The sequence below is a fragment of the Ignavibacteriota bacterium genome (genome assembly GCA_013285405.1).
Lineage (GTDB): Bacteria > Bacteroidota > Ignavibacteria > Ignavibacteriales > Ignavibacteriaceae > IGN2.
On the sequence record CP053446.1, the window covers coordinates 559,070 to 572,862 of the forward strand.

12 protein-coding genes are annotated in these 13,793 nt (G+C 34.0%); all 12 read right to left on the reverse strand.

All coding sequences use genetic code 11. From position 1 onward, the window contains the following. Positions 1 to 8 precede the first annotated feature (8 nt). Positions 9 to 848 carry a geranylgeranylglycerol-phosphate geranylgeranyltransferase gene (locus HND39_02420; protein ID QKJ95212.1) on the reverse strand — a complete coding sequence of 280 codons (840 nt, stop codon included), beginning with the start codon at positions 846 to 848 and terminating at the stop codon, positions 9 to 11. Positions 849 to 1,119: 271 nt separating this feature from the next. Then, the gene (locus HND39_02425; GenBank protein ID QKJ95213.1) at positions 1,120 to 1,377 is read right to left on the reverse strand and encodes a (4Fe-4S)-binding protein; all 258 of its coding nucleotides are present in this window, start codon (positions 1,375 to 1,377) and stop codon (positions 1,120 to 1,122) included. 31 nt (positions 1,378 to 1,408) lie between these two features. Then, complete coding sequence (locus HND39_02430) at positions 1,409 to 3,175, reverse strand: BamA/TamA family outer membrane protein (GenBank protein ID QKJ95214.1); 1,767 nt, start codon at positions 3,173 to 3,175, stop codon at positions 1,409 to 1,411. After that, entirely contained in the window at positions 3,162 to 4,124 is a 963-nt protein-coding gene (locus tag HND39_02435; GenBank protein ID QKJ95215.1) for a 1-phosphofructokinase, read from the reverse strand. Before HND39_02435 ends, HND39_02430 begins: the two co-directional genes overlap by 14 nt. A 138-nt stretch (positions 4,125 to 4,262) precedes the next feature. Then, positions 4,263 to 5,540 (reverse strand): GWxTD domain-containing protein, encoded by a 1,278-nt coding sequence (locus HND39_02440; GenBank protein QKJ95216.1) that lies wholly within the window; start codon positions 5,538 to 5,540, stop codon positions 4,263 to 4,265. Between the two features lie 11 nt (positions 5,541 to 5,551). Further along, the gene (gene rimO / locus HND39_02445) at positions 5,552 to 6,850 is read right to left on the reverse strand and encodes a 30S ribosomal protein S12 methylthiotransferase RimO (GenBank protein ID QKJ95217.1); all 1,299 of its coding nucleotides are present in this window, start codon (positions 6,848 to 6,850) and stop codon (positions 5,552 to 5,554) included. 162 nt (positions 6,851 to 7,012) lie between these two features. Next, on the reverse strand, positions 7,013 to 7,828 hold the full coding sequence (locus tag HND39_02450) for a phosphatidate cytidylyltransferase (GenBank protein ID QKJ95218.1): 816 nt from the start codon (positions 7,826 to 7,828) through the stop codon (positions 7,013 to 7,015). After that, positions 7,821 to 8,180 (reverse strand): hypothetical protein, encoded by a 360-nt coding sequence (locus HND39_02455; protein QKJ95219.1) that lies wholly within the window; start codon positions 8,178 to 8,180, stop codon positions 7,821 to 7,823. Before HND39_02455 ends, HND39_02450 begins: the two co-directional genes overlap by 8 nt. Continuing rightward, positions 8,180 to 9,154, reverse strand: coding sequence for a CPBP family intramembrane metalloprotease (locus HND39_02460; protein QKJ95220.1), 975 nt, complete (start codon positions 9,152 to 9,154; stop codon positions 8,180 to 8,182). Before HND39_02460 ends, HND39_02455 begins: the two co-directional genes overlap by 1 nt. 130 nt (positions 9,155 to 9,284) lie before the next feature. Then, positions 9,285 to 11,363 carry a T9SS type A sorting domain-containing protein gene (locus HND39_02465; protein QKJ95221.1) on the reverse strand — a complete coding sequence of 693 codons (2,079 nt, stop codon included), beginning with the start codon at positions 11,361 to 11,363 and terminating at the stop codon, positions 9,285 to 9,287. 11 nt (positions 11,364 to 11,374) lie between these two features. Then, positions 11,375 to 12,070 carry a hypothetical protein gene (locus tag HND39_02470; GenBank protein QKJ95222.1) on the reverse strand — a complete coding sequence of 232 codons (696 nt, stop codon included), beginning with the start codon at positions 12,068 to 12,070 and terminating at the stop codon, positions 11,375 to 11,377. 11 nt (positions 12,071 to 12,081) lie between these two features. Continuing rightward, entirely contained in the window at positions 12,082 to 13,689 is a 1,608-nt protein-coding gene (locus tag HND39_02475; GenBank protein ID QKJ95223.1) for a T9SS type A sorting domain-containing protein, read from the reverse strand. Positions 13,690 to 13,793 lie beyond the last annotated feature (104 nt).

Genomic DNA, 13,793 nt, shown 5'->3' on the forward strand with positions numbered 1-13,793 from the left:
TCTTTTCCTTAAACACCAAGATAAATTGCAAACAGACCAATTACCATACTTATCTTTAAAAGGTTGCTGACTTTCCTCAAATTTTTTACGGATTGATCTTGAAACAAAATTTTCAGGCAATAGATAATTAAAGAATTCACAAATACCATTACGATAACAAAGTATTCAATTTTGTAAATCTTAGTGATGAACGGATAAAGCGTAAAAAGAATCAGAATGAAAGACAGAATCAGGATTAAATATTTTGATTTCTGATATCCAAATGCAATGGGAAAAGTTTTTATTCCAACTTTTTTATCACCGTCAATATCTTCCATATCTTTTACAATTTCTCTAATTAGATTAATTAAAAAAGCGAATACAGCCGGTATTATTGCTGCAGCCGGATTATCAACCACAACTCCTCCAAAAATAAAAACTAATCCTGCAAGTAATGCGATGGTGAAATTTCCAAGTATCGGAATTCGTTTTAATATTTTGGAGTAAATAATTAATAACAGAATTGAAAACAGAACGATGATTGATGCAATCGAATCAAGAAAAAATGAACAGCCAACTGCTATTGCTGTGTAGAAAAAGTAAAGAATATATGCTTCATTTGATTTTATTTTTCCGGAAGGTAGTGGTCGATCAGGTCTGTTGATTTTATCTATCTCAATATCGGTGATGTCGTTATAAATATTTCCCGAAGCCAGCACTATTGCTGCAACAAAAGCCGCTAAGAATATTTTCTGATTAGGCAGTGTACCTTGCGAGCAAATAATTGAAGCAACAATTACTGAAATGAAAGTAATTATAAAGTTAACCGGTCGGCAGAGTTTTACGAGTGTTGTAAGTTTTTCTGTCAAATCTTATTAAAGTGTTGATGAAAGATTTATCGAAAATTACGAAAAGAATAGGAGATTGTTCTGATTTTCATTCTGAACTTATCATCTGTCATCCTGAATTTATTTCAGGATCTGATTCATTAAATATTAATTTAAATCATAAGCTGAAACAGGTTCAGCTAGACAACGCATACATTAAATTATTCCTGGTCAAAAGCAGTTTTTCGAGTAGTCCTATGAGTGGAAGATTCATAATTCAAACAACCTTTCTATTCTAATCCAACTTTTAGGATTACGTAGATTGTTCATTTTGTTTCTTCTCTTCTTTCGGTTTATCATTTCTTTCAAAAGAGAGCGCACCCGAAGGACAGTTGTCAACTATTTTAATAATTTCTTCAGTTGAACCACCAGACATATCTATCCATGGTCTTCTCTTTGGATTAAATATTGCAAGTGATGCTTTCCAGCATTTTGTTGAATGAATACAAACATCCGGTTTCCAGATTACTGTTATTTCTTCATTCAAATATTTATAAAGTTTTTCTGGCACTTTTACTTCATGAATTTATTGTAAAAAATAATCAAAACTCATTTACAATTCCAAAATGTATTTTGCCTTCGCTGAAAGTTTCACCCTCTGCGAGAGCAAAACTTACACCGAGTAATCCAATTGCAGTTTCAAGAGTAATTCCAAGACCATATCCGAAAATATAATCTTCCTGCTGCAAGATTCCCCGCTCAAGATCTGCATCCAGAAAATAATAACCTGCATCAAGAAAAAGAAAAGCATAAGATCTTTGTGTCATCATTAATCTGTATTCAAGATTTGACCAGGCAATTCTGGATGCTAAAAATTGTTCTTCCCTGTAACCTCTCACAGTTCTTGTCCCGCCAAAACGCCAGAGATCGCTTTGTTCAAAGAAAGGACCGTTGAGTTCCTTACCGTTTACACTAAGCGCTAATACATTACGGGAAAAGATTTCATAAAAGGCTCCAAATCCGATTGTAATTCTCTGTAAATTAATATTCGTTTCGGTTTTGGGAGTGACATATTCTGCCGGACCATTAATATCTTTATTGCTAAAGGAGTAACCTGTTTCAAAAAGAAACCCGCTTGTAGAAGCAATTGGATCGTTTCTGAAATCAATTCTCAGTCCAAGTCCTGTTGTGAGTGATGAAGAATTATAAACAGTAAATACCGGTACATGTCGTTCTGTTGGAATTATTTCTTCCGTTGAAATAAAAGCAGACGCAGAAATATCTTCGGTTGCGAGAAACTCAAGTGCGCCGCCGATCCTTCTTTGAACATAGGTTGAATCCTGAATTCTCTGGAATAACTCTGCATTTACATTGAATGGATATCCAAATAACCACGGTTCTAAATACTTTAGCTCAAGTTCCTGATTTGATCGTGTTGGTTTCTGCCATCTGATAGCAGCGGCTCTTCCGGTTCCGAAAATGTTTCTGAGAGTAACATTTACAAGTCCGGTAACGTAACCTGTTTCATCTTTTGTTGCAGGCGGAACATAACCGATAATACCATCAAAGTTATTGGTATTTCTTTCTCTTACATTTATCTGAAGAACTCCGTTATTCTGTGAGTCAATGTAAAACTGAGGTGTTGGGACCGGATCAAAGTAACGAAGCTTATTCAAACGTCTCGGCAGGTTCTCAATTTTTTGCTGTGAATATTCCTCACCGGAATCCATTCTCAATTCTCTTATGATTACATAATCTTTAGTTGAAGTATTTCCGGTCACTTCTATCTTATCAATTTTACTTTTTCGTCCCTCTTCAAAAGTAATATTAAGATCTGCGTAATGTTCTTTACTTATGGAATCATCATAAAAATAAACGGATTGGATTTTTACGGAAGCAAAAGGAAATCCACGATTTTCAGAATTTGTGAGAAGATTGCCTATACTCGCTTCAATTTCAAATCTATCAAAGATCTCCCCTCTTAAATATTCCAGCGATGATTTAAAATCAGTTATATCAATTGAATCATCCGAGCTTATCTCAATATTTTTAATAAGTGTGGGATTTCCTTCGTCAACATTTATAAACAGGTCAACTTTTTGTGAATCAACTGAAAATTCAAAATTCGATCCATCAAAAGAAAAATTAAAATAACCGTTTGAAATAAGACCAACAGATATATGCGACAGAGACGAATCAATAATACCGGGAAAATAATTTTGCCCTTCGTTTAGACCAGCCCAGCTTAAAATTTCTGTATCACTGAAAATTTCATTCCTGTTGATTTCTATTTTATCAATCTTTTGAGCAAATAAAACAGAAGCACCAATTAAGAAAAATAATAAAATATTTTTTTTAAGGTGTATCATTCAAATGATTAAGAGTCTTTCCAATTGGTTCCGGCAGAATTTTTTCAGCGAGCTTTTGTGCATCGGCTAATTCAACTTCACAAACTTCAAAAGATTTTGCATTTAATGTCCCGAGTGCTGTTGCGAATTTTAATTGCTGTTCAAATGTAAGCTTGTTGTGCCAGGCGTAAACAATTCCTGACACGAATGCATCTCCGCTTCCCGTAGAATCTACTGACCTAATTTCAGGAGGAATTACTTTATAATGAAAGTCAAAATTGGAAGCATATAATGGGTTCTCAGCGTTAGTAATAAAAGCTTGTTTTATTCCTTTTTCATAAATCGATTGAAGAAAATCAAGATAATTCTGCGCCTGATTGAAATCGTATTTAATTGAAGTTTTCAATTCATCAATATTATTATGCAAAATTGTTGGTGACGCATCAAAGCAGCTTGCGAGATGTTCACCATAAGTATCGCAAACGGAAATCTTATCAAGCTTATTTGCAATCTTAATTCCTTCAAATATTATTTTATCAGTTTCATCGCATGGTGAACTACCCGAGAAAACAACCATCTCACAGGCAGCAATTGCTTTCTCCATCTTCAAAATAAAATCCGAAACTTCTTTGGAAGATATAATCGCTTCGGTTCCAAAGAAAGAATAAATTTTTTCTTCAGACTCGTTAATGATTATTGCAGCATCTCTTGTCTCTGCTTTTATTACAACTTCTGAAAAATTAATTTTTTCTGAACGAAGAGATTCCCTGAATACTTTTCCGTTATTACCTCCGAGAAAAAGCATCGCAATATTTTTTATACCAAGCTTATTGAGCTGTCTGTTAACATTTACGCCTTTGCCTCCTGCCTTAATTATAAGCTTGCCTTGCCTGTTAACTTTTGACAAATCAACTTTCGAATAGTAATATCTTCTTTCAAGAAGAGGGTTGAGTGTGATGGTAAGTATCATTGATTCATAATGTTAAATTGCCGTACTGTTAAATTGCCCGAAAATTATTTTTCATCAAAAACAATTTAACAGTTAAACAATAATTATCCCCTATCAGATAACACTTTCAGGATAAAGGAAATCGAGAGTTATAATAAATTAATATCTGAACCTGTATAAATCACCATAAAGCGGCGTGCTCGGGTCTAATCTGTAATCTCCAAATCCTGAATAATCCATAAAAATAAATTGCTTGTTAAGATTGTAATACTGCCAGACTTCGTAAGGCTTTGCATAATATTCAAATGGATGACGATCGATATTGTCAGGAGCGCCGAGTATAATGAAAACCATTCCTCGATCTGATTTCCATCCATCAAGCGAGTAAGTTGTGAAATTCTGATTAGCATAAGCAACTCTGCTGTAATACTCATTGAATACCGGATTATATTCATCTGCAGGATTTGGATCTTGTTTCTTCCAGAAAGCTACGAATCTTTTAGACTTTTCGATACGCGTTTCTGCATCTCTGATATAAGATAATTCTTCGGGGCTTGCTAAATAGATCATCTGGTCAATTGCTTTATCAAGATCGGTTATATAAACCGGTACACCAACCCATCTGGATGTAAAACTTTTAATTGATGTGTCAATAACTTTTTGTGTTGAATCTTTCAAAGAAACTTTCAAAAGATGTTTCCCGAGATCAAGAACCAGAGAATCCAGATTATGAAAAATCTGATTCTTGCCTGATTTTACTTTGACAATCTGAGATGATGTGTAAACCTGTTGTACACTTTCATTAAATATTTCATAATCAATAGTCAAATTCCGGTTTGTATCGGAGTAAATTTCATAAAACATATCCAATGGATCTCTATCCGAAACAAGATTCCTCGAAACATTTGGAATTATTTTGGATTTTCCATCTACAACATTTTTCCCTGAGATTAACATTATGTCACTTAATGAAGGATACTGATCGAACTGCTTAACAATTACTGTACTTTCTGCGGTATATTCATTTTTTGAATCTTTATCAAGTAGAATTGTCTTAACGGAATATGTCCCCGGTGAAAGTTCGAATGAACGTGAGCCAAGATTGAAATTATCAGGTGAAGTGGTAAGTTCAAAACTGATTGCTATAATTTTTTCATTCCAGATCTTTTCAGTGATCAGTTTACTTTTATCTTCACTGAAAATGGAAACCGTTACTGTGTATGACGCTTCAAAACCCTGACCAGTCTTAACAAACTGAACAGCATTGTAAGGAACTTTGATAAAAAAATCCAGTCTCGTTTTATCATCATTACCTTTAAAAGATATGAAATCCTGGTAATATCTGATTTTATTATCGAGAATTTTGGATTCATCCTCAGTTTGAGCAAAACTCAGAAAAGAGTAAATACATACAAAAGCAAGCAGTAACTTTTTCATTTTAGTAATCCTTATTTTTTCGTTAATCTCGCAAAAAGATCAAATTCATCATAGTCATATATTTTTACGGTATTAAAATCACCTTGAATTATATGATCCCCTTCTGAATCTATTAAAACTTCTCCATCCACCTCAGGTGCATCTCTGTAACTTCTTCCAACAAAAAAATCTCCTTCTTTAGATTCAACTAAAACTTTCAGATCTGTTCCAATTATCTCTTTATTTATTTCAAGAGAAATTTCATGCTGGATTTCCATCAATCTACTTTGACGTTCTTTTTTTACTTCATCCGGAACCGGATCGCCAAGGTCATAGCTGAATGTATTTTCTTCCTGAGAATAAGTAAATGTACCCAGTCTTTCAAATTTATATTCACGAACAAAATCACAAAGTTCCTGAAACTCTTTTTCAGTTTCACCGGGGTATCCAACAATAAAAGTTGTTCTTAAAACTAAATCCGGGATTTCGGATCTTAATCTTGTCAACAATTCTTTCGTCTGTCTGCTTGAAATTCCTCTTCGCATAGATTTTAAGATATTATCAGAAATGTGCTGCAAAGGAATATCAATATATTTACAGACTTTATTATTATTTTTTATTTCAGCGATCAGGTCATCAGGAAATTTTGACGGATATGCATACATAATCCTTATCCATTCAATTCCCTCAACTTTGCTAAGCTCCGATAAAAGATGTGAAATATTTCTTTGATTGTAAATGTCTTTTCCATAGTCGGTAGTATCCTGAGCTATAAGCACTAATTCCTTTGTATTATTTTTTGCGAGGAACTCAGTTTCCGCTACAAGTTCTTCAATGGATTTGGATTTATGAAGACCGCGCATTATTGGTATTGCACAAAATGAACATGGGTGATCGCAGCCTTCTGAGATTTTGAGATAAGCTGTATTTGATGGAGTAGAAAGTATCCTTTCACCAAGAAGATTTTTTTTGAGTTCGCCGCCGAGTTCATTTATAATTTTCTGGTAATCTTCAGTCCCGAAGAATACATCAACTTCCGGAATTTCTTTTTCGAGTTGATCCCTGTAACGTTGAGAGAGACAGCCAGCCACAAATATTCTTTTTGTAATTCCAGAATTTTTGCTCGCAACAGTACTCATTATCGTATTAATTGACTCTTCTTTTGCAGCTTCAATAAATCCGCAGGTATTGATAATAACAGTATCTGCTTCGGAAGGATTTGTTCGAAGGTCAAGATTATTTAGCTGTAATTGTTTCAGTAATCTTTCTGAATCAACTGTGTTCTTAGCGCAGCCTAATGTGATTACACTTACTTTTTCGCGCGTTTTCATTTAAGTTTTAAATAAAAATTTCTCTGTGGAACTCTGTGTTTTCTCAGTGGTTCTCTGTGTAATAAAAAGTGTAACACGGAGTTGCACAAAGAAATCACTAAGAGCCACAGTGACAAAAAATGAATTTTTCAATAATATTTCTTTAAGTTCTTACAGTTAGTTTTAACTTAAATACCTGAGATACAACCAGATTGCAGGTGCACTGAACAATAAGGAATCAAATCTGTCAAAGAAACCACCGTGCCCCGGAATTATTGAAGATGAATCTTTAACGGCTGCATCTCGTTTTAAAAGTGATTCTACCAAATCCCCGATCTGACCGATGGTTCCGATAATAATTCCAATGATTATTACATTCTGCCAGCTAATAAAATTCAGTATAATCACTTTTGCTAAAATCATAGCTCCTGTTGTAAAAATAAAACCAAAAATTGCACCTTCCCAGCTTTTATTTGGACTAACCCGGGGAAACAACTTATGCTTTCCCAAATTTATTCCACCAAAATATGCTGCTGAATCTCCAATCCAGATAGAAGCCAGAATTGAAATTATAAGATATGCACCATTTATATATAAATCTGTATTCGCCGGATAAAATTCCCGCAATGAAATAAGCGCTGCAGCAAAAATCCCGATGTAAAATATTCCCAGGAAAGTTGCACCAAGGTTTAAAATTGCTGAACCTTTATTCCTGAATAGTTCAATAATTAAAAGTAATAATGAACCCAGCAGAATAATAATTTCAAGATTGGTAAAATTTCTAAACTGATTTAATAATAAAAGTATAATTGCAATGAATCCTATGGGGAGATTTACAAATGAACTTTTATTTTTTGCGAGCATACTGAATTCATAAAATGAAAACAGGCTGATTAACATTACAAAGAAGAAGAAGTAATATCCACCAAAGTATGCGCAAGCAAGTATTATAGGAATCGCCAGGATTGATACAACTACTCTTTTAAAATTTTCAGTCACCTTCCGATTCCCCGGATTCTAAATTTTTTCTTACAACATCCTGAATAAATTCTAATGCTTCATGAACATTAGTTTTCTTGACGAATAATTTCACCACTGACAAATCGCCTGGTGCAGGAAAACTTGAATCTTTCTGTGATAGGATAGAAGTGGGAATACCTGCACTTTCAAGATTTTCTTTTAACATATCAACTTCAATAAAATTGAATGAAGTATAAACAAGCACCCAATCATCTTCTGAAAGCTCAGGATATTTTTTTAATTCAGATGCATCAACAAGTGGTGTGTTGCAATCAGGACAAATTGTTATTCCTGGCACATATTCATATTTACAATTAGGACAAACAGCCATTAAATCATCTCCTTTAATTTTTTTTGTTTATAATAATTTCTGATAAAAACAATAATGAAAATGAAAGCTATCAGAAGCAGCATAAAATACAAAATGTTAGTATCGAGCGAAGTTTCGTCTGAAACATTACTTTTAAATAATTCATCATCGCCAATAATGAAATACAACATTACCGCAAAAAAGTTATTAAGAAAATGGAGTATAATTGGTATGATAAGCGACTGGCTCGAGTACGCGGCAAAACCAAGATAGAATCCGATTAATGCTAATGGTATTAACCCATAAGGATTGAAATGATATAATGCAAAGAATATTGCAGTGAGCAATGCTGCTATATGTGGTTTAAATTTGAAACTGAAACTCTTTTGAATATAACCGCGAAACATAACTTCTTCGCAAATTGCAGGGATGATTGAAATGGTTATAATTACAAGGAGAACTTCAATAAAATTATCCGCACGAAGAAGATTACCAAAAGTTTTTTCGATTAATTCATTTAGTGAATCAAACATGAATTTAATCGAGTTAATAAATTCTGAAGATTGTGCCCACTGTTCAATCAGGTAGTTTTGTATGTAAAGATAACTTTGTAATAATGGTGTCAGAATCAAAATTCCCAAAACAAAAAGCAACAGTTCCTTCCAATGAGGTAACCTAATGGAAATAATTTTGGAAATATCACCGTAAATCCACTTACTGAAAAATATTGCAGGAAGAAAAATGAAAAGTAATTGACCAATGATTGTGATAAATCTGATTCCATTGACAGGCGCTGCTTCCAGGTCAAATCCGAAAAGCAACACTGTTAATAGTCCACCCACAAACTGATAAAGAATAAAACCACCAATCAGACCAAGAAATGCAGCAGCAACTGGTGAAATTAGAGGATATGGAGAGTAAGTTTCCGCTAACGGAATTTGTTCTCTTGTTTTTTCAGGTTCAATTTGATTTTGTTGATTGTTGAATTCTGCCAATTTAAACTTTTAATTATCTATAATATTTGTTTTGAACAAAGATAACAAATTAAAGTTTTATTAGTTTAATATTTGGAAGTCCAATATAAAAAAGCCCCGATTTTTTCGGGGCTTTATGAATTAGGAATAATTATTTGAGAAGTATCATCTTCTTCGTATCAACATAATCTTTTGTTTTAAGTTGATAGAAATAGATTCCGCTCGAAACGTTTGAGGCATCCCATCTTACTTCATAGGTACCGGGTCGCTGTTGCGCATTAACTAGGGTTGCGACTTCTCTTCCAAGAATATCGTAGACAATTACTTTTACATCCTGGGCTTTTACAATATCATATTTTATTGTTGTTAGAGGATTGAAGGGATTCGGATAGTTTTGGTACAATTCAAATCTTTCTGGAAGATTAGAGTTAAATGAACTACTTATTTTCCCAAACAGTTTAATTTTTCCATTTGAATTTTCATCAAAGGTAAGTTTCTTATTTAATGAAGAAACCTTACCAAGTCCACTATCGCTTATAAATGAATATTCAATTCCGTTTGCTGGATTTATTTCCCAACTTAATGTAATAGGATAATCATTCGTTAACACATCTATTTCCAAATCAACTTCGCCGCTATCTACCGACACTGCTTTTATAAATTCCCCATAGTTGAATCTTGCATCAAAATCTATTACTGGTAATGGAGGGGGTAAACTTCTATCGACATCGGCAATGGTAGTGTCTATATCTACATTTGCAACATATAAATCCTGAGTTTTTCCATTTGCATCAGTTATTATAAATTTATCCATACTTGCTATGTTAAATTGTTCACTTTCCGGGCATTCATAATTTCTTAAAAGAATTACATTCCCGTCGCTTTCTGCATTTAGCCAGTACCCCCTTCCAGGTTTTAATGAGTCACTGTTTGTTAGATAATTATATCCTCCATCATAAAAGTACATTGAAACAATTAAACCGGGAGGTTTAGTACAAATATTTAGTTTTGGAACTTTATCCGATATTGACCCGATTAAATTCCAACCACTTTTAACAGGAATATTTAATGAATCTAAAATTAGTCCCGTGTGAACAAGTGTTTGTGCTGCTCCGAAATTAACCCAATAACCAGGTCCATTTGCAAGTGTGGTTCTAACAACATATCCTTGACCCGGGATATAACCATAGACTGATGAAATAGCGGTTGGAAAAACAGACGAAGCTGAATAATCGGATAAAATAGCACCAACACTTACCGTTTTCCATCCAGAAGAGATTTTATTTCTTATTATGGCGTGGTTAAGTTTAATTTCATCGATAAGTGTATTTCCATTTCCCAATTTATGTATTCCATTTATTGCAAAGTGAGCTGGTCTTATATAATTCTCATAATATTCGTCAAAGATGTCACCTAAAGAAGCCGCCGGGAGTGTAGTATCATTAAGACTTTGATAATTATTATAACCTACTGATGGAAAGAAATCATTCAACTGTGATTCATCTGAATAATCTGCTTGTTTGAGTCTTATCTTGTCGATTACGATTTCATTTTGAAACCAAAATTCAACATCATTCTGCCAAATAAGCAATGTCCCAGGTTGATTTTGATAGGTCTCTGGTGGTTCAGGTACATATAAATCAAAGCCCTCTCGTTTTCTTACTTCGAATAAATAATGCATATTTCCTGGTGCATCAATGGGATTAATTCTGTAAATCTTGGAACTATCATAATCATATTCTACTATAAAGTTGCTTGTATCATTTGTAATTGTTGTGGGTTCAATCCATTCCTTTTCTATTCTGAAGTAAGGTGCAAGAGTGGCTGAACATTCTCCCTTGCGAAGTGGTCCATTTGCCCAACCTGTACTCATCAAATCAAAATTCCAGGTGTGTGTTGGATTTATTGGAACATCAAAACCTAAATCATAAAAGCCTATGTCCACCCCAAATGAATTTAGATGAAGACCAATATGAGTAAAGGTTTCATCCGGGTTATATATTTCTGATCCCATCTGCTCACTTAAAATATACCATCTGTGATTTGGTAGCGCTCCAATCATATTATAAGTCCCCCTAATGGGATATTGTGCAAATACAACTGCATAGTTATCATAATAATTTGGATCTGTAGAGTCTTCACTTATATAACCCTCGTTTATGGCCTTTTGAATAGCTTCGAGAGCTAAAAGTGTACCACCAGGATAAGTATCAGTATAGTACTGCTTCACATGATCAGCAATTAACCACTTGGTACTCCTGTGCTCTCATCTGTTGGATTTGCTACATGTCCTTCAATTATTAATTTACCAAGGGACATTTGATTCCAGTAATCACTGAAACTGCCAAAGAGTAGTTCATTTTCAGGATGAGGTGTTGGAGCAGTAATATCATACCAAAAATTATTTGAGAACATCATACTGTCAAAATCTGATGTAAGATAACCATCAGGTCTATATTCTTCATCTTCAAAATGTTTTACATCTTGAAATTCAATTAATATTAAACCAACTTTCAAAGTTACTGGTTGCCCTTGTGCTTCAGCTTGTTTTTGTGAAAACCACTCCTTGTTTAATTCAACCTGTTCAATGAATTCTTCTATCATCTGGTTTATCTCATCAATTCTTGCCTGTGTTCTTTCGAGCTTATAAGATTCAGATGGTGGTTCATCAATTTCCACTTTGTATTCTGTCGCCGTGAATTCACCGTTTTCATCAAGTTGGGCGTAATAATACCATTCATCACCTGATTGCACAAAACGGTAACCATCTTCAGTTTCTGCCCAATAGAAAAATTCATCTCCCCATATTCTGCCCGTGAAAGTAGTTTCATCAGGCTGCTGTAATTCTATCATCCCTGTGTCGAACGGAGCTGGTATTATTTCTATGCCCATCGATAGAAATAAAATACCTAACAATATTTTTAACAAATTTTTCATGGTAATCCCTTTCATTTAATAATTAATAATTTCTTAATTAATACTTGAGTGTCAGTCTGCAATTTGTACAAATAAACGCCTGATGGTAAATTGTCTGATGACAAACTTACTATGTGCATTCCCGCATCAAAGAAATCATTTATAATTGTTGTAATTAGTTCTCCTAAAGCATTATAAAGTTCTAAAGTAACCTTTCCCTCTCTGGGTATTGAATAACTTATAACCGTACTTGAATTAAATGGGTTTGGATAGTTTTGGTATAGTATGATTTCTGATGGAAATATTTCTTGATATTCTTGATGCACTGAAGTAATAATCTCTCCAAGATTCCCGTACTGGCTGACTTGCTGAGCTACTACGGTAAACTCATTAATGATTCCAGTAATAATGAATCCACCATTTCGATCAATAGTATATCCTTGGTAAGAAATTGCAGGATCAGCCACGACGATTCCATCTTTATCCCATAATTTATTTCCAAGGGTGTCATAGATTTGAGTTAATGTTGAATCAGGTAAGTTTGGATCATTATTCCAAATAAAAATAGTTTTACCTGACTCTGACGGGATAATCCCTGCTATACTCAACGGCAGGCCATCATTGATTGATATGCCTCCATCTGAAAAAAGTTTACTGCCATCTAACCTCAAGGCTTGAAATTTTGCTATGACATCAATCCCATTTTCCATACCGCTCCAACTAAAATAATATAGTCCACTGTTACTCATCATTTTATTCCTTGTGTTTATATAAAGACTATCAGCAACTTCTACATAGGGTTCTTGCCAGAGGTTGTTACCAAGAGAATCTTGTCTTTGAGCTACAAGCTTTCTATTATTTATATTCCCAACTCTACCACTTAAAACTACTCCTCCTTCAGGATCTGGGATTATATTTTCAGTAAGTGTTACACTGTCCTGTCGGATTATTTTTCCGTTTTCTTTAATTCTGTATAAACTGGTTCTAATACGCACATAATAGTTTCCATCACTTGCTCTTACTATACTTGTAGATTGAGTGTAATCATTATTTTCAAGCAATATTCCTGTATCGCCCCAGGTTCTCTCACCCAAATTATTTATTCTGTTGGCTCTGTAATCGTAAGTATAATTTTGCAATTCATCTGACCAGACAACAACACAACCTCCATTACCATCACTAACTATTGCCTGATCACCGTGATTTATTTCAGTTGTTGTAACTCTTACACCTGTCTGACCCCATAATAAATTACCTGCACTATCTACCCGCTGTACTCGTACTCTATATATAAAATCAGAACCTGTTATTAAATCATCTAAATAAGAAACAATAACTCCGCCCACTCCATCTTCAATAATTTCTGCATACCATTGTTCTGGAAGTTCGCCGGGTATTTGTTTCAATGTTCCCCAGGGTGTGTATCCATATTTGTCTAATCTTTCTAATCCTAATTTTCTTGGATAGCCGGTCGTGCCGTATTCATAGGTTATATAGCACCCTCCGGCACTGTCGCTGCAAAGGTCAGGGTTTAAGCCGTAACCTACAATTAAATTATTATTAGGATCTGTTGACCATTGGGAAAATAAATGAAGGGGGAAAAGCATCAAAACAAAAAAGGAGCGAATAAAAGTTTTCATCTTATCCTGCAGTTAATTTCACATTAAGAAGATTATTTTGAATAAGACTATAATAACGGGAGTCCTGTTAATAAGCAACGTGGAAAAGAAAAAGATATTTAGCA

Coding starts and splice junctions, on each gene's coding strand:
- HND39_02470 (QKJ95222.1), bottom strand. CDS start 12,070: ATGAAAAATTTGTTAAAAATATTGTTAGGTATTTTATTTCTATCGATG.
- HND39_02440 (QKJ95216.1), bottom strand. CDS start 5,540: ATGAAAAAGTTACTGCTTGCTTTTGTATGTATTTACTCTTTTCTGAGT.
- HND39_02455 (QKJ95219.1), bottom strand. CDS start 8,180: ATGGCTGTTTGTCCTAATTGTAAATATGAATATGTGCCAGGAATAACA.
- HND39_02430 (QKJ95214.1), bottom strand. CDS start 3,175: ATGATACACCTTAAAAAAAATATTTTATTATTTTTCTTAATTGGTGCT.
- rimO (QKJ95217.1), bottom strand. CDS start 6,850: ATGAAAACGCGCGAAAAAGTAAGTGTAATCACATTAGGCTGCGCTAAG.
- HND39_02435 (QKJ95215.1), bottom strand. CDS start 4,124: ATGATACTTACCATCACACTCAACCCTCTTCTTGAAAGAAGATATTAC.
- HND39_02475 (QKJ95223.1), bottom strand. CDS start 13,689: ATGAAAACTTTTATTCGCTCCTTTTTTGTTTTGATGCTTTTCCCCCTT.